This is a genomic window from Cobetia marina, from assembly GCF_001720485.1.
GTDB lineage: Bacteria > Pseudomonadota > Gammaproteobacteria > Pseudomonadales > Halomonadaceae > Cobetia > Cobetia marina.
The window spans coordinates 3,757,294-3,773,763 of record NZ_CP017114.1 but is presented as its reverse complement, the minus strand read 5'-3'; the positions used below and the strand labels follow the sequence as shown (position 1 = coordinate 3,773,763).

Here is a 16,470-nt window from a genome sequence, read left to right as displayed (position 1 = left end):
ACCCGGCCTCTGGCCGGGTCTTGTCGTTATCGCACCGTGATTCTCGCGTCGGCCATTCTACGACCATCGTGTCGAGAGTCTGGTCATGTCGGTGTCGGCCGTGCGATAACCTTCATCATCACTTGTTCACGCATGAACGGCGGCCCATGGGTCTCCCCGGCCTTGAGCATGGCATCGGGGAAGCATGGCGACTCCGCCATCATCGTCCATTTCCGTCTCGCCGACGAGGAGTCCTCATGGAGCGTATTCGGCTCGAGTTCCCAGAGCAGCGCCTGGTGCATCGTCATGCGATGACGATTCGTGTCAGCGATATCAATTATGGCCAGCATCTGGGTCACGATAGCGTGGTCAGCCTGGCGCACGAGGCACGTGGCCAGGCCTGGCAGGCACTCGGCTTCCCGGAATGGGATGTCGATGGCCTCATGAGCATCGTCTCCGATCTGGCCGTGCAGTATCAGGGGGAAGGCAAGCTGGGCGATGCGCTGGTGGTGGAGACCGCCATGGACCCCGTGTCCGGCAAGGGACTGGGTGTCCATCATCGTCTGGTGCGGGTCGGTGACGGCAGTGTACTGGCCACCGTCAGGGTCGGGCTGGTGTTTGCCGGCCCCGACGGACTGGCCGTGCCGAGTGCACGTGTCAGTGACGAGATCGAGCGTACGGTCGCGGCGCTGGCCTGCGAGGTGGCGCGCTGATGTCGCGGGAGTATCCGATCATCGCCGTGACGGGCTCCTCCGGTGCGGGGACGACCACGGTCATGCGGACCTTCGAGCGCATGTTCTCGCGTGAGTCGATCCATGCCGCCTATGTGGATGGTGATGCCTTTCACCGCTATACCCGCGATGAACTGGTACGCATGTTCCAGGAGGCGCCGGAGCGCAAGCGCGAGCTGTCACACTTCGCGGTCGAGGCCAACCAGCTCGATCGACTGGAAGCGCTGTTTCTGGAGTATGGCGAGCAGGGCTCCGGCACGCATCGCCACTATATCCATGCCGAAGACAAGCGCATGATCGAGGCGGGCTACAAGGTCGGGACCTTCACCGAATGGCAGTCGCTGCCGGATTGCACGGACCTGCTGTTCTACGAGGGCCTGCATGGCGGGCTGGTGACGCCCGAGCATGACATCGCGCGTCATGTGGATCTGCTGATCGGCGTGGCACCGACCATGAACCTCGAGTGGATCCAGAAGATCGACCGGGACACCAAGCTGCGCGGGCACTCCCAGGAAGCGGTGGTCGATACCATCCTGAGCCGCATGGATGACTACGTCCGCTATATCCAGCCGCAGTTCTCGCGTACCCATATCAACTTCCAGCGCGTACCGACGGTGGATACCTCCAACCCCTTCGAGCCGCAGGACATTCCCACCGATGCCGAGTCGATGGTCGTCGTGCACTTCCGTGATCCGGGCAGCGTCGATTTCCCCTATCTGCTGGCGATGATCCAGGGCTCCTTCATGTCGCGCCCGCACACGCTGGTGGTGCCGGGTGCCCTGATGGCGCTGGCCATCGAGTTGATCATCACGCCGTTGGTCAGGAGTCTGCTGGCCCAGCGCCGCTTCCGCTGAGACGTGAGGTCGGCGAGAGCAGGACGCGTCACCGGCCCTTGAGACGCGGCAGGATGCGTTTCTTCCACAGGCGCAATACCTGATTCAGGCGACCGCTGCGCATCAGCAGGCGAGCCTCGCGTGGCCGCAGCGGCAGCCCCAGCGTACGTTGCTTGAGCTTGAGGGAGTGGCGCAGGTCGAAGCGACGCATCATGCGCATCACACCGGCCGTGCCCGGCAGTCGCGGCAGCCGCACCGCCGAGGTGAAATCGATCAGTACCGGTATGCCATCGCGCAGTATGACGTTGGATCCGCGGATGTCGTTGTGTGCCATGCGGCGCTGATGCAGCTGCTGCACGACGAGAATCAGCTGCTGGCAGAGTCCTGGATGCGCCGCGGGATCCAGCTGCGCATCGCTCAGCAGAGGGCCGGGAATGTATTCCATGGCCAGTGCCAGCGGGGAGACGCGTGCGATGGCGCGCGGTGCATGCGTCCAGCCGGCCAGGCGGCTCAGCATCTTCAGTTCTCGACGGACCAGCCAGCGCGCGACCAGTGCCGCCGGGGTGCCGGCATAACGACGGTAGTCCTTGCATACCACCGTCTGGCCATCGAGGTGCGTGAGATAGACTTCCGCCTTGAGAAAGCCCTTGGCGCGCTGCAGAAAGTCCTCTGCCGCCGGTTCGCGTGACAGCGTCCCGGCAGTGTCCGCGTCAGGCGTGGCCACTGATGCCTTGGGTGTCACTGTACCTGTGGTGGCCCTGCCGGAGGCGTCCAGCTCGTGAGTCGCCTTGTGCAGGGAGGGGATCAAGGAGGTTTGCAGGCGCATGACGGCAGGCTTCTTGTTAGCGAGGTAACAATGATTATCCTATCATTTAGCGAGTCCGCCCACCGTCGTGAGTGAATCATTCTGTTGCCCATCCAGCGACACTCGTCTCATGCGCAGAAGCCTGTCGGTATCGGGGGCGTCTCGGTGATCACTGTCTCGGTGATCATTGTCTTGGTGATCATTGTCTCGGGGCTTGGCCCATTGCGGTGCTGACGCTACGCTTGCATCTTGCGCTGCCGTTGGTGGCGACGTCATTGTTGAGGGAGAAGGTGTCATGGACTGTCTGTTCTGCAAGATCATCAATCGCGAGATTCCCGCCGATATCGTCTATGAGGATGAGGAGGTGCTGGCCTTCAATGACATCAACCCTCAGGCGCCGACCCATGTGCTGATCATTCCCAAGCAGCACATCGCCACGCTCAATGATATCGAGGAAAGCCAGCTGGCCACGGTGGGACGCCTGCAGTACACCGCCGCCAGACTGGCGAAGGAATACGGCTTCGCCGACGATGGCTACCGTGTGGTGATGAACTGCAATGAAGATGGCGGCCAGACGGTCTATCATATTCACATGCACCTGATGGGTGGTCGCCGCTTCACTTGGCCGGCTGGCTGAGCCGGCGTAGAGCAGGCGCCTGTACCGGCGGTTCGCGGGCAGGTAGCGGCTAGCGATATACAAGCGTGCGGCACACGGGCGCATACCGGGCATGACGTGAAAGCGTCATGCCCGGTCTTGTTCTGCAGGCTGCAGGCAGGAGATGTCGGAGCGATGCGAGACTCAGACGTGCCGACGACGACAGCGTCACTCTGCCCCTTACCGTGAGTGGGGGCCTTGCGTAAGATGGTGGCATTGCTCACGCCGTGCAGGAGTTCTTACATGACGCACCCCACCGCCAGTCAGGCACAACGTCACCACAGTCGCGCCGACCAGTTGATCCATCAGTTCGATACCGTTCTGCGCACGCTGGTCCCTCATGCGGCTCAGCCGTCACGACCTACCCCGGCAGGCGATATCGTGGACAGCGAGATCAGTGATGCGGAGCGTCAGCATGCTGCCGGTCTGATGCGCATCAATCACACCGGTGAAGTCTGCGCCCAGGCGCTGTACCAGGGCCAGGGGTTCACGGCGCGTCTGCCGGAAACGCGCAGCCAGATGGAGCTTGCCGCTCAGGAGGAGATCGACCATCTCGCCTGGTGCGATGCACGTCTCGTCGAGCTGGATGCCAATACCAGCCTGCTCAATCCACTGTTCTACATGACGAGCTTTGCGCTCGGGGCAGCGGCCGGCGCCATCAACGACAAGGTCAGCCTCGGGTTCGTGGCCGCGACCGAGGAGCTGGTAGGCGAGCATCTGTCGAAGCACCAGCAGACACTGCCCGAGGGCGATCAGCGTTCACGCGCGGTGCTGCGGCAGATGGAGATCGATGAAGCGCATCATGAGCAATGGGCGCTGGAGGCCGGAGGACATCGCTTCCCGGGGCCGCTGAAGAGCGCCATGCGGCTGATGTCCAAGGTGATGACCGCCAGCGTCTATCGCGTGTGAGGGTCAGGCACCTGAGCTTGCCTGTGTAGCGTCAGGTCGCTGAAACGAAGAAGGCCGCCCCGTGGGGCGGCCTTCTTGCGTCATGTGACCCTGAATCGGTCATCGGTGTCGGGGCTTATTCCTTGACCTGGTACTCACCATCCAGCGTCGCGGTGCTGGTGCCGTCTTCACGTGTCGCATCCCGCGAATAGTTCTGGCGGCCGTTGGCCTTGTCCTGGGCTTCCTGCATGCGCTGTTGCATCTCGCTCATGCGCTTCTTCATGCGCCGGCGGATGAAGGGCAGCATGATGATGCCCAGTACCATCATGATCAGTGCCGCGAACAGGCTGAAGATCATGACGACACCGCCGATCAGCCAGGCAGCGACCAGCTTGAGGCCGGACAGGCCTTGAGAAGGACGCTGGTTGCCGGCGTTGGCCTGCCATTGGCGAGCCTGGTTCCAGAGAGTGTTGTGCTGTTGGCCTTGCATGTTGATTCTCCGCAATGGTTGCCGGGCCGATGGGCCGGGCAGGGAAGACCCGATGTGTGAAGGTGGATGGTCGGGGGTATCGGGTCTGGAAAGTGGGGTGTCTCATTTGGCTGTCAGCGCCTGAAGCACCTGAGCCAGGGCGGTACTGCAGGCCCCTGCGAGATTCGTCATGCCTTTGGCTGCCTCATGATCTCAGCATCGAGGTTGGCAGCGTTGTCGTCAAGGCGATTGTCGTGTCCGCAGGGGCGCGGTGGAGGCCGTCAGGTCCGAGCGTCATCCGCCCGGCATCGTGCTGGCAAGGGTGGGCAGGCTCAAGGACAGGGTCTGCTGTCGGCCTTGCCCGTCCAGTCCGACGATTCGGATGGCATGCGCCTCCACGTCGACACTGCGTATCCTTTCAATGCCGTCGCTGGCGGCAAAATTCAAGGTCTGACGCAGGCTGTTTCTCCCCATTGCCCCTTCCTCCGTCTGGCGGGTCTGGCGGCGTAGCGCCTCATCGATCAGCTCGCCATCCGCGCGATTGATGGACAGTTCCATCTCCCAGCCGTCTCGCCCCCAGCCGGTGAAACGGACCTGATTCGCCACGATGTCCATGCCACTGAATTGACGCATCCCACTGTGGCTGGCTCGCATCATCAGCTGGGTCAGCAGTTCCGGAGCCAGCCCCGTGGACAGGAGGCGAGAGCTTTCGTGAGAGCTTTCGTGATCGCGCTGCGAGTCCGGTGCCGCTTGCCCTGACGTGGTATCGCCATTGTCATTGCCCATCCCCGCAGCACGCCTGTCAGGGCTGCCAGGACTGCTAGGGCTGTCAGGACTGCCAGAGCTGTCAGGACTGTGCCTGCTCGCCGTGGCGAGCGCGGCCACCTCGCGACGAGTGTCATCCAGCCCCGTGCCCAGCGTGGAAGCGCTCAGCCGATGCTGGGGAGGGAGATCCTCGATGCCATTGGCATAGGCGGGCACCGAGCCCAGCATCAGGCTGAGAGCGCCCGCTCCCAGTCGCTGGCGAAGGTTCACGATGGAGCGCCCCGCCAGCCGGATGCTGATGGCCCGAGAGCGAGCCTCCTTCACACTGGGAGAGTCAGGAGATGACGGCATGGACGCCTCCTCAAGGCAGTGGAACATGGCCTCACTGTGAGACATGCGACCTTGCATGACACTGAGAGGGGGATTCATCTGAGGTTCATTGCTGCCTGTCAGTCTTTGCGGCATGCGGTCATCCGTGCGCTTCCGCTGGCGTCCGCGCTGTTCCAACGCAGGTTTGCTTGCACATTCCATTGCCAGGATGCTTGTCGAGCATCAGCGCCCGTCGCGGCGCATCAGACCCGCCGCAATTCAAGAGGTTTTCCGTCATGCCGACTCCCCGCAAGGCCCAGACAGGCGCCAGCGCATCCCGCGTCAGCCAATGGCGGCAACGCTATGGATGGTTGTGCCTGGGGCTGGGCGGCTTGCTGATCGGTGTCCTGGCCATGCCGCCGCATGCGCTGTGTGACAGTGAGCGCTGGCGTAGCCTGCACGATGAGGTGGCTGCCGGTCGTGTCATTTCACTGTCTGAACTGCTGGACAGTCTCGAGCGTGACTGGCTGGGGCAGGTGGTCGAGGTGGAGCTTGAAGACATCCATGGCGAGTTGATCTACGAGGTCGAGATGCTCGGGCCGCAGGGCCAGATGGCCAAGTTCACCGTACGGGCCGCGGATGGAGAGCTGCGTGAGGTGCGTGGCGTCAATCTGGACGCGATGCGCCGTCATGCTCCCGAGAGCCCGGCAGGCCCATCGCCATCCCTGAGCGAGCGTCAGCCAACGGGCGGTCTTGAGGGTGCCGAAGACCCCTGAGGACCGTTATGCTTGCAGCAGTGTCCTCGTGTGATGCCGTGACGTGGTATCCGTCACCGGATAGCGACTGCCCAGGAGTGCCCAGAATTCATGAAGATATTGTTGGTGGAAGATGACATGCCGTTGGCCGAAGCGCTGATGGCACGCCTCAGTGAGGCAGATGTGCTGGTCGAGCATGCCGTCAATGGTGCCGATGCCGATTTTCTGGTGCAGACCGAGCGCTATGATGCGGTGGTGCTGGACCTTGGCCTGCCGGATGGTGATGGCACCCGCTGGCTGGCCCAGTGGCGTGAGGCCGGCATCGAAGTCCCGGTGCTGGTGCTGACGGCGCGTGAGCGCTGGTCGGACAAGGCGGCCGGCTTCTCTGCCGGTGCGGATGATTACGTGACCAAGCCCTTCGAGACGGCCGAGGTCATCTTCCGCCTGCGCGCGCTGGTGCGTCGCTCGCGCGGGCATGCCCATCCGGTGCTCAAGCTGGGGGATCTGGCCTGTGATACGCATGGCGGCACCGTCAGCCTGGCGGGGCGCCCCGTGTCACTGACGGCACAGGAGACGCGGTTGCTGATGCACCTGATGCATGCCGTGCCCGGCGTGGTGAGCCGTTCGGAGCTGGTCGAGCATGTCTATGATCGTGACCACGAACCCGACTCGAATGTCATCGATGTCCAGATCAGCCGCCTGCGTCGCAAGCTGGGGGCTGAGCGTATCGAGACCCTGCGCGGTCGCGGTTATCGCCTGCGCGACCCGGATGCCGAATCGGGTGGCGCAGACGGGGCCGGCGCAGCGGGAGCGGACGGCCGCGACGCATGAAGCCATTGTCCGTCGGCCGGCGACTGCTGGGTGGCTCGCTGGTCATCGCCTTGATCGTCATGCCGTTGACCGGTCTGGGGCTGGCGTGGAGCTTTCGGGATGCGGTGACGACAGCCTTTGACCAGCGGCTGCTGTCGCTGTCGAAGGTGTTGATCGCCGCGATCCAGTTCGATCGCGAGAAAGGCCGTCCGGGGCTTACGCGCTCGTTGGGTGATCCGCGTTTCGATCAGGCCTACTCCGGCTGGTATTGGCAGATTTCCGATCGCCACGGCAATGTGCTGACCTCGCGCTCGCTGTGGGATCAACGCCTGCCGATTCGCGATGAGATCAGTGCTGACGGGTTCCTGAGCCGGGATCTCGACGGGCCGCGTCATCAGTCGTTGCGCGCCATCGAGCGTGATATTCGCCTGCCGGGCCGCAGCCAGCCACTGCATGTGATGGTGGCGGCGAGTCGCAGCGAGGTGGACGCCGAGGTCGCGCGTTTCGAGTGGTTGCTGGCGGGAGCGCTTGTCGCGCTGGCGTCGTTGCTGGTGTGTGGTTCCGCCGCGCAGATCAGCTGGGGGTTGGCACCGCTGCGGCGGTTGCGGGCACGCCTCAAGCGGGTCGCGGAGGGTGAGGCGGACAGGCTGGAGGAAACACGCCTGCCACCTGAACTGACAGAGCTGACGCGCGCGATCAATGCAGTGCTGGAGCGAGATCAACGCCTGATCGAGCGTGGGCGTGCCGCGGCGGGCAATCTGGCGCATGCGCTCAAGACGCCAGTCAGTGTGCTCAAGGCCCAGTCCGAGCGCTTTGATGGCGAGGACCGCGCCCGCATCGATGCCGAATTGCGACGTATCGATGAGGCCGTGCGTCACCATCTGGCGCGGGCGAGTGCCGCGGGCGGTGCGCATCTCAGTGGGCGAGTCAGTCTGCGCGAGGCCGCCGGGCCGGTGTTCGATGGCCTTGGGCGCCTGGCGAGCCGGCGTGGCATCACTCTCAGCCTCGCGCTGGAGGATGATGCCGGTGTGCGCGTCGACCCGCAGGACCTGCAGGAGATGGTCGGCAATCTGCTCGAGAACGCGCTGCAATGGGCGCAGCAGCAGGTACGTGTGACCAGCGAGTCCCGCGATGGCGGTGTGCTGCTGGTCATCGAGGATGATGGCCCGGGCATGAGCGACGAGCAGAGCGCCGCCGCGCTGGGGCGTGGTGCACGTCTCGATGAGGGGCGCTCCGGTTCAGGACTCGGGCTTGCGATCGTGGACGACCTGATGGCGCTGTATGGCGGCGAGCTGAGGCTGGAGCGCTCCGCTCTGGGCGGCCTGGCGGCGCATGTCTGGCTGCCCAGCTCACCGCTGGTGGGGACCAAGCCCACGGCCTGATGGGAAGAGGGGTGGCCTGCAGTCCTTTGATATAAGTCTATTGAAAGATGTAAGTTCATAGGGCTTGGCTATCATCCCGATCCCGAGAGATGATTGGGCGTCACGCCAGCCGCACCGTATTCTAAGGGGGTTCGGCTGGCAGCCGGACGGGCTTCGTTTCTGAGTCTCGTCTGCCGCGCCCTGCGGTGATGACGAACTGGCGCTCCTTCGGGGGCGCTTTTTTTATGCCTGATATCTGCCTGTTCCGGCAGCGGGATGCGCGCGTGACAGTGACCCCGGGAGAGGGTTGACGGCTGTGCAAGGCGGAGATTGAACGCAGGGAGGCTAACGGTCGTCTTCAGGATCGCATAGGCTGTCAGACAGGAGTCGTGTGAATTCTCAGGCGTCAGGAGGTGGGCATGAAGGACATGACGATGTGCGCTCAGCGTGGGGATCTGGAAGGGCTCAGGGAAGCGCTTGCCGAGCCCGGGGCGCGTGAGCGCCTCAATGATGTCGATTATCGCGGACGCTCGCCGTTGATGGTGGCCGTGCAGGCCAATCAGCCCGAAGCGGTGGCGGCGCTGTTGGCCGCGGGAGCTGACAGCGAGCAGACCGATGCCCTGCATGACACGCCATTGCTGGCTGCCGCGGCGCTGGGGTATGGCAATTGCCTGACCTGCCTGCTTGAGCACGGTGCCTCGGCCACGGTGCTCAATCGTTTCTCCTCCACGGCCCTGATGTCCGCCAGCGAGCGCGGCCATGCGGATATCTGTCGCGTGTTGCTGGAGCAGACGGACGTGCCGCCTGATCATCAGAATCGCCTTGGTTGGACGGCGCTGATCGAAGCCGTATTGCTGGGGGACGGCGGGGATGCCTATCAACAGGTGGTCAAGCAGCTGCTGGATCACGGCGCTGACGTCAATCTCGCGGATGCCGAGGGAGTGACACCTCTGGCGCACGCACGCTGGCGCAAGTTCGAGACCTTGAGTGACATGCTGGAAGCGGCTGGTGGTCGGGAGCAGGGCGTGGCGCATGTCGTGTCGGACGAGACGCTTCAGGCAGCCCGCTCGGCGAGTTCCCGCCAGACATGATGGCCAACCTACGCAGGAGGCAGCGCATGGTATTACCCTGGGGGCTGTTGATCATCGGCGTGGCGCTGCTGTTGCTGGGTGCGCTTCGCTGGCAGTACGCACAATCACTCGCACGGGAAAGCGTCCAGGTGATGGGAGAGGTGATCAGTCATGATCGCGCCCTGAACGTGGAAGGGCGCGGCCGCATCCATCTGCCCAAGGGCGGTGAGTTGAGTGAGGACGAGGCCCTGGCGATGGCAGGCTTGCCGCCGGGGGGGCGCTTCAATGTCGAGTCGATCCAGTACGCGCCCATCGTGCGTTACCAGGACAGGCGTGGCGGTTGGCATGAATATGTATCACCGCTGGCGGTACAGACGCCGACACCTGCGGTCGGCGAGACCGTGGCCGTGAACTATCGACGCAGTGCGCCTCACGAGGCCAGTCTGCCTGGCACGCGCGGCTGGTTGATCGGCGTCCCATTGGCGCTGGGGATCGCGCTGTGTCTGGTGGCGCTGCGTCTGTTGTTGAGAGGGCCGGTAGCATGAAGAGGGCCGGTGGCATGGAGGGGGATGCATGTTGGCAACCGGCTGTCAGAGGTGAGGGTGAATGAAGGATTCTGAAGGCCAGGGGGCAACCCGGCGTTACGGTATCGGCATGCTGGTGCTGTGCTGGGGGCTGATACTTGGCATGCTGGTGTGGTGGTTCCAGGGGCAGCTCGAGGAGCGTACCCGCCCGAATGCCTCGCTGGCCGGTCAGGCATTGTCCCAGGGGGAGCCGCTGACCCTGACGCGCAACCGCTCAGGGCACTTCGTGGCACCCGGCGAGATCAATGGTGAGCCGGTGACCTTCCTGCTGGATACCGGCGCCACCTATGTCTCGGTGTCCGAATCACTGGCCGAGCGTCTGGCGTTGCCGCGCGGGCGCGATGCCCGCTTCACCACCGCCAATGGGGTGAGCCATGGCGCACTGACCACGCTGGATGTCGTCAGTCTGGCGGGGCTCAACCAGCGCGAGGTGCGCGGGGCCATCGTGCCGGGCATGCATGATGAGGTAGTGCTGCTTGGAATGAGCTTTCTGGGGGAGTTCGATATCAACATGCGGGGGCAGCAGATGACACTCACGCCGGTTGCGGGGCGTGGCGGCTGACGAGACTGCCGGGCAGGAGAGGCCGGCCAGATAGTCAGACTGACAGGTTCTGATGCTCATGCTGTCTTGCCAACGATGGTCTCGCCAACGAAACGCCCCGCTCATGGGAGACCATGAGCGGGGCGTTTCACGTCTGACGCGTCAGCGGAAGATCAGTCCTGCTTGGGCGGCTCGACATGGCCACCGAAGCCGAAGCGCATCGCGGACAGCAGACGGTTGGCGTAGGTGTTTTCCTTGCGCGAGCTGAAGCGCGAGAACAGCGCGTTTGCCAGCACCGGCACGGCAACGCCCTGCTCGACGGCGGCATCGACGGTCCAGCGGCCTTCGCCACTGTCGGAGACGGCACCGCTGTAGTGATCCAGGCGCGCATCGCCGGCGAGCGCCTGGGCGGTCAGGTCGAGCAGCCAGGAGGAGACGACGCTGCCACGACGCCAGACTTCCGCGATGTCGGCCAGGTTGAGGTCGAAGCGCTGGTCTTCCGGAAGGTCCTCGGAGCCCTTGCTCTGCATCAGCTCGAAGCCTTCGGCGTAGGCCTGCATCAGGCCGTACTCGATACCGTTGTGCACCATCTTCACGTAGTGGCCGGCACCGACCGGGCCTGCGTGGATATAGCCACGTTCCGCGCGCTCATCCGGGGCATTGCGACCCTTGGTGCGCTCGAGGTTGCCATAGCCGGGGGCGAGGGTGTCGAACAGCGGCTCGAGATGATCGAACACGGCCTTCTCGGCGCCGATCATCATGCAGTAGCCGCGCTCCAGGCCCCACACGCCACCGGAGGTGCCCACGTCCACGTAGTTCAGACCCTTGTCCTTCAGCGTGGCAGCACGACGGATGTCGTCCTTGTAGAAGGTGTTGCCGCCATCGATGATGGTGTCGCCGGCTTCCATCAGCTCGGCCAGTGCGCTGATGGTCTGCTCGGTGATCTCGCCCGCCGGCAACATGACCCACACGGCACGCGGTGCCTTCAGCTGCTGGACCAGCGCCGCGAGATTGTCGACGTGGGTCGCGCCGTCAGCGACCAGTGACTGGGCAATCGCCTCGTCACGGTCATGGGCGACCACTTCGTGGCCATTGCGCATCAGGCGGCGGGCGATGTTGCCGCCCATGCGGCCGAGTCCGATGATACCGAGTTGCATGTTCGTTCCTTTCACGTGAAGCCGGGGAGAGTCGGGACGGCGCGAAGCCTACCCTGTGCGGGCGCTGGACGCAAAAACGGGCCATATCAATGACATGGCCCGTTGGGGTGCTCAGCGGAGACAGGCGTCAGTCGCGTGCCTGTCTCCGGGAGAGGGAGTGATCAGCGATCAATCCCAGCTCAGGGCACCGCCGACCTGATATTCGGTGACGCGCGTCTCGAAGAAGTTCTTCTCCTTGCGCAGATCGATGATCTCGGACATCCACGGGAACGGGTTCTTGGCGCCCGGGAACTGCTCCTTGAGGCCCAGCTGCGCGAGGCGACGGTTGCAGATGAAGTGGAGGTATTCCTCCATGATGGCCGCGTTCATGCCCAGTACGCCGCGCGGCATGGTGTCACGCGCGTATTCGATCTCGAGCTGGGTGCCTTCCAGAATCATCTGGGTGACTTCGTCCTGGAATTCGGCGGTCCACAGGTGCGGGTTCTCGACCTTGATCTGGTTGATCACGTCGATGCCGAAGTTCAGGTGCATGGACTCGTCACGCAGGATGTACTGGAACTGCTCGGCGACGCCGGTCATCTTGTTGCGACGACCCATGGACAGGATCTGGGAGAAGCCGCAGTAGAAGAAGATGCCTTCGGTGACGGCGTAGAAGCCGATCAGGTTGCGCAGGAATTCCTGGTCCGCTTCCGGTGTGCCGGTATGGAAGTCGGCACGCGCCAGCGCCTGGGTGTGCTTGAGGCTCCAGGCGGACTTGCGCGCCACGGAGTCCACTTCACGGTACATGTTGAAGACTTCGCCTTCGTCCATGCCCAGGGACTCGATGCAGTACTGGTAGGCGTGGGTGTGGATCGCCTCTTCGAAGGCCTGACGCAGCAGGTACTGGCGGCACTCCGGGTTGGTGATGTTCTTGTAGACGGCCAGCACCAGGTTGTTGGCGACCAGCGAGTCGGCAGTGGAGAAGTAACCCAGCGAGCGCATCACGATCAGACGCTCGTCTTCGGTCAGGCCGTCCTGGCTCTTCCAGAGCGCGATATCCGCGTTCATGTTCACTTCCTGCGGCATCCAGTGGTTCGCGGAGCCGTCGAGGTACTTCTGCCATGCCCAGTCGTACTTGAAGGGCACCAGCTGGTTGACGTCGGCGCGGGCATTGATCATGCGCTTCTCGTCGACCTGAATGCGCTGGGCACCCATTTCCAGTTCTTCCAGACCCTTGGCCACGTCAAGATCGTCCAGCGCCTGCTGGGCGCGGGCGATGCGTTCCGCTTCGCTGACCGCGTAGCCTTCGCTGTTCTCGCTCGCGACGGCAACTTCAGCCGCCGGGGCTTCGGCCTGCGGCGCCGGTTTGGCAGCGGCCGGCTTCTCGGCAGCGGGGGCTTCGTCTTCGTGGAAATCGTCCCAGTTCAACATTCTTTAATTTTCTCCAGTACGGCAATCGGGGGCCCATAGGGCCCCCATTGCTTATCTAAGTAATGTGGTCAGTGCTTCCGCAGTATTTGGAAGCAAGAAGGCATAAGCGATCACGGCGCTCTTGAGGTTGCCTACGAAGGAAAAGCTGAAGTCACCTTTGCGAATCTGAAGCTTCATCACTTTCTCCTTAATTATTGGCATGCCTCACAGCCCAGCTCATCGATGTTGCTGGCGGAGGGGGCACGCTGACCGCTCTTGCCTTGCAGGAAGTCTTCGATGCCACGCGGTTCCGGCTTGGCTTCCGGTGCCGGGGTCGGCGCGGGAGCAGGAGCCGGAGTCGGTGCGTTGCCGACGGCGTTGTGCTTGCTGCGATCGACGGTGGACTTCTCCACGGCGGTCGCACCCAGAGCACGGAGGTAATAGGTGGTCTTGAGGCCACGGAACCATGCCATGCGGTAGGTCACGTCCAGTTTCTTGCCGGACACGCCCTGGATGTACAGGTTCAGGGACTGCGCCTGGTCGATCCACTTCTGGCGACGCGAGGCGGCTTCGACGATCCACTTCGGTTCGACTTCGAAGGCGTTGGCGTACAGCGCCTTGAGGTCTTCCGGAATGCGCTCGATCGGCTGGACGCTGCCGTCGTAGTACTTGAGGTCGTTGATCATGACCTCGTCCCACAGGCCGCGCGCCTTGAGGTCGTTGACCATGTAGGCGTTGACCACGGTGAACTCGCCAGACAGGTTCGATTTGACGAACAGGTTCTGGTAAGTCGGCTCGATGGACTGCGAGACGCCACAGATGTTGGAGATCGTCGCGGTCGGCGCGATCGCCATCACGTTGGAGTTGCGCATGCCCTGGGTGCGGACCTTCTCGCGGATGTAGTCCCAGTCCTGAGTCTGGCTTTCGTCCATCTCGATGTAGTCGGCGCCACGCTCGGTCTTGAGCTTCTCGATGGAATCGATCGGCAGGATGCCCTGACTCCACAGAGAGCCGTCGAAGCTCTCGTAACGGCCACGCTCGGCCGCCAGATCACTGGAAGCTTCGATGGCGTGATAGCTGACGAGTTCCATGGATTCGTCGGCGAAGGTCACGGCTTCTTCGGAGGCATAGGCGATGGACTGCGCGTAGAGCGCGTCCTGGAAGCCCATGATGCCGAGGCCGACCGGACGGTGACGCATGTTGGAGCGACGCGCCTGCGGAACGGCGTAGTAGTTGATGTCGATGACGTTGTCGAGCATGCGCACGGCGGTACGTACCGACTTCTTGAGCTTGTCGCCATCCAGCTTGCCGTCGATGACGTGCTGCGCCAGGTTGATCGAGCCCAGGTTGCAGACCGCGATCTCATCCTCGGAGGTGTTGAGGGTGATCTCGGTGCACAGGTTGGACGAGTGCACGACACCGGCGTGCTGCTGCGGGCTGCGCAGGTTGCACGGGTCCTTGAAGGTGATCCACGGGTGGCCGGTCTCGAACAGCATGGAGAGCATCTTGCGCCACAGATCACGCGCCTTGACGCGCTTGAACAGCTTCAGCTGGCCCTGACGGGTCATCTCCTCGTACTGCTCGTAACGCGCCTGGAAGGCCGCGCCGTACAGGTCGTGGAGGTCCGGGCAGTCGGACGGCGAGAACAGGGTCCACTCGGTGTCATCGAAGACACGCTTCATGAACAGGTCCGGCACCCAGTTGGCGGTGTTCATGTCGTGGGTACGACGACGGTCATCACCGGTGTTCTTGCGCAGGTCGAGGAATTCCTCGACGTCCATGTGCCAGGTTTCCAGGTAGGCACAGACGGCGCCCTTGCGCTTGCCACCCTGGTTGACGGCAACGGCGGTGTCGTTGACGACCTTCAGGAAGGGCACGACGCCCTGGGACTTGCCGTTGGTGCCCTTGATGTAGGACCCCAGTGCGCGCACCGGCGTCCAGTCATTGCCGAGACCGCCGGCCCACTTGGAGAGCATGGCGTTGTCGCGGATGGCACCGTAGATGCCGTCTAGGGCATCCGGCACGGTGGTCAGGTAGCAGCTGGACAGCTGGCTGCGACGGGTACCGGCGTTGAACAGGGTCGGCGTGGAGGCCATGTAGTCGAAGCTGGACAGCAGCTCGTAGAACTCGATGGCGCGACCTTCGCGGTCTTCCTCGTTCAGGGACAGACCCATGGCGACACGCATGAACATGACCTGCGGCAGCTCATAGCGCACGTCGTTCTGGTGCAGGAAGTAGCGGTCGTACAGGGTCTGCAGGCCGAGATAGGTGAACTGGTTGTCACGTGTGTGATCGATGGCGGCGCCGAGGCGATCCAGATCGAAGGTGGCCAGTTGCTCATCCAGCTGCTCGAAGGCGATGCCGCTCTCGATGTAGGCCTTGAAGGCGACCGGGTAGTGGTCCTTCATCTCGCCGAAGGTGGCCTCGTCAGCGACCTTGAGGAAGCTCAGGGCTTCGCGGCGCAGGTTGTCCTGCAGCAGGCGGGCGGTGACGTAGGTGTAGTTCGGGTCCTTCTCGACCAGCGTGCGCGCGGTCATCATCAGCGCGGTGGACACGCCATCGACCGGCACGCCGTCGTACAGGTTCTTCAGCGAGTCATCGACGATCTTCTGGGCGTCGACGTTGGACAGCTCGGCGCAGGCATCGAACACGAGTGTCTCGATACGGCCCAGATCCAGCGGACGCACGCTGCCGTCGAGGTGCGTGACATTGATGGTCGGGTGCGGCTTGGCGATGCCGTCGTTCTGCGCGCTGCGGGCACGGGCGTGCTCGTCACGGTAGAGAACGTAGGCGCGGGCCACCTTGTGCTCGCCGGAGCGCATCAGGGCCAGTTCGACCTGGTCCTGGATGTCTTCGATATGCAGAGTGCCACCATCAGGCATGCGACGCTGGAAGGCATCGGTGATCTGGCTGGTCAGCTGCTGGACCAGATCGCGGATGCGCGAGCTGGACTCGACCTGATCGCCTTCCACGGCGATGAACGCCTTGGAGAGTGCGACGGAGATCTTGCTGGCATCGAAGGGCGCAACATCGCCAGTGCGCTTGATGACGCGCAGGCGCTGGGGTGCGGTCACGTCGACTGCCGCCTGATCGGTGCTGAAAGTGGAATCCATGACGCCTTCCTGAATCGTCTGAAGGTGAATCGTTGCCCGTTAGGGCTCGAGGGCAATTCGTATCGGGGCGCAGGCTGAATATTCCTGCCTGCGACCGGGGACATTCTGTCGTCGTCAGCCTTGTTGTCGAGAAACTCGATCAGGCCCAGGCGGGGCATTCGGCGCCCGGGCTGAGCCTGATATCGTTCATGAGACACGGATCCAGCAGCCTTGCGTGACTGCCGTCCCATACGCTGATTCATGCTTTCGGGGCTTG

Annotated in this window: 17 protein-coding genes; 10 read left to right on the top strand and 7 right to left on the bottom strand. The window is 63.3% G+C overall.

Annotated features, from left to right (window positions below):
- Nucleotides 1–236 precede the first annotated feature (236 nt).
- Nucleotides 237–692: an acyl-CoA thioesterase gene (locus BFX80_RS15820; protein WP_077378853.1), complete on the top strand. Its 456-nt coding sequence runs from the start codon at nucleotides 237–239 to the stop codon at nucleotides 690–692.
- Entirely contained in the window at nucleotides 692–1,564 is an 873-nt protein-coding gene (locus tag BFX80_RS15815) for a phosphoribulokinase (protein WP_077378856.1), read from the top strand. Before BFX80_RS15820 ends, BFX80_RS15815 begins: the two co-directional genes overlap by 1 nt.
- A 28-nt stretch (nucleotides 1,565–1,592) precedes the next feature.
- Here the strand turns inward: BFX80_RS15815 and BFX80_RS15810 are convergent, their stop codons facing one another.
- Entirely contained in the window at nucleotides 1,593–2,369 is a 777-nt protein-coding gene (locus BFX80_RS15810) for an RIO1 family regulatory kinase/ATPase domain-containing protein (RefSeq protein WP_077378859.1), read from the bottom strand.
- 274 nt (nucleotides 2,370–2,643) lie between these two features.
- On the opposite strand from BFX80_RS15810, the gene BFX80_RS15805 reads away from it, so the two are divergent.
- Together BFX80_RS15805 and coq7 are read left to right on the top strand one after the other, a co-directional pair.
- Nucleotides 2,644–2,985: a histidine triad nucleotide-binding protein gene (locus tag BFX80_RS15805; protein WP_084209399.1), complete on the top strand. Its 342-nt coding sequence runs from the start codon at nucleotides 2,644–2,646 to the stop codon at nucleotides 2,983–2,985.
- 261 nt (nucleotides 2,986–3,246) lie between these two features.
- Nucleotides 3,247–3,912: a 2-polyprenyl-3-methyl-6-methoxy-1,4-benzoquinone monooxygenase gene (coq7, locus tag BFX80_RS15800; RefSeq protein ID WP_084209398.1), complete on the top strand. Its 666-nt coding sequence runs from the start codon at nucleotides 3,247–3,249 to the stop codon at nucleotides 3,910–3,912.
- Nucleotides 3,913–4,027: 115 nt separating this feature from the next.
- Here coq7 and BFX80_RS15795 read toward each other — a convergent pair whose 3' ends face one another.
- Both BFX80_RS15795 and BFX80_RS15790 read right to left on the bottom strand, forming a co-directional pair.
- Nucleotides 4,028–4,381: a hypothetical protein gene (locus tag BFX80_RS15795; protein ID WP_084209397.1), complete on the bottom strand. Its 354-nt coding sequence runs from the start codon at nucleotides 4,379–4,381 to the stop codon at nucleotides 4,028–4,030.
- Between the two features lie 273 nt (nucleotides 4,382–4,654).
- Entirely contained in the window at nucleotides 4,655–5,476 is an 822-nt protein-coding gene (locus BFX80_RS15790) for a hypothetical protein (RefSeq protein WP_157109502.1), read from the bottom strand.
- Nucleotides 5,477–5,730: 254 nt separating this feature from the next.
- Here BFX80_RS15790 and BFX80_RS18035 point away from each other — a divergent pair, with 254 nt between their 5' ends.
- The 6 genes from BFX80_RS18035 (at nucleotide 5,731) to BFX80_RS15760 (ending at nucleotide 10,576) form a co-directional block, all read left to right on the top strand.
- Complete coding sequence (locus tag BFX80_RS18035) at nucleotides 5,731–6,210, top strand: PepSY domain-containing protein (protein WP_191236523.1); 480 nt, start codon at nucleotides 5,731–5,733, stop codon at nucleotides 6,208–6,210.
- A 90-nt stretch (nucleotides 6,211–6,300) separates the two neighbouring features.
- Nucleotides 6,301–7,020 (top strand): response regulator transcription factor, encoded by a 720-nt coding sequence (locus BFX80_RS15780; RefSeq protein ID WP_077378872.1) that lies wholly within the window; start codon nucleotides 6,301–6,303, stop codon nucleotides 7,018–7,020.
- A complete protein-coding gene (locus tag BFX80_RS15775) occupies nucleotides 7,017–8,381 on the top strand; it encodes a sensor histidine kinase (protein ID WP_077378875.1) in 1,365 nt (454 codons plus the stop codon). The genes BFX80_RS15780 and BFX80_RS15775 overlap by 4 nt, the downstream gene beginning before the upstream one ends.
- Before the next feature lie 398 nt (nucleotides 8,382–8,779).
- The gene (locus tag BFX80_RS15770) at nucleotides 8,780–9,451 is read left to right on the top strand and encodes an ankyrin repeat domain-containing protein (protein ID WP_084209395.1); all 672 of its coding nucleotides are present in this window, start codon (nucleotides 8,780–8,782) and stop codon (nucleotides 9,449–9,451) included.
- Nucleotides 9,452–9,477: 26 nt separating this feature from the next.
- Nucleotides 9,478–9,975, top strand: coding sequence for a DUF3592 domain-containing protein (locus tag BFX80_RS15765; protein ID WP_084209394.1), 498 nt, complete (start codon nucleotides 9,478–9,480; stop codon nucleotides 9,973–9,975).
- Nucleotides 9,976–10,036: 61 nt separating this feature from the next.
- A complete protein-coding gene (locus tag BFX80_RS15760; protein ID WP_084209393.1) occupies nucleotides 10,037–10,576 on the top strand; it encodes a retropepsin-like aspartic protease family protein in 540 nt (179 codons plus the stop codon).
- 152 nt (nucleotides 10,577–10,728) lie between these two features.
- Here BFX80_RS15760 and gnd read toward each other — a convergent pair whose 3' ends face one another.
- The 4 genes from gnd to BFX80_RS15745 form a co-directional block, all read right to left on the bottom strand.
- Nucleotides 10,729–11,712 (bottom strand): phosphogluconate dehydrogenase (NAD(+)-dependent, decarboxylating), encoded by a 984-nt coding sequence (gene gnd / locus BFX80_RS15755; protein WP_077378886.1) that lies wholly within the window; start codon nucleotides 11,710–11,712, stop codon nucleotides 10,729–10,731.
- Between the two features lie 168 nt (nucleotides 11,713–11,880).
- Nucleotides 11,881–13,122 (bottom strand): ribonucleotide-diphosphate reductase subunit beta, encoded by a 1,242-nt coding sequence (locus tag BFX80_RS15750; RefSeq protein WP_084209392.1) that lies wholly within the window; start codon nucleotides 13,120–13,122, stop codon nucleotides 11,881–11,883.
- Nucleotides 13,123–13,173: 51 nt separating this feature from the next.
- A complete protein-coding gene (locus BFX80_RS18195; RefSeq protein ID WP_276204863.1) occupies nucleotides 13,174–13,299 on the bottom strand; it encodes a hypothetical protein in 126 nt (41 codons plus the stop codon).
- A 14-nt stretch (nucleotides 13,300–13,313) separates the two neighbouring features.
- Nucleotides 13,314–16,214: a ribonucleoside-diphosphate reductase subunit alpha gene (locus BFX80_RS15745; protein WP_084209391.1), complete on the bottom strand. Its 2,901-nt coding sequence runs from the start codon at nucleotides 16,212–16,214 to the stop codon at nucleotides 13,314–13,316.
- Nucleotides 16,215–16,470 lie beyond the last annotated feature (256 nt).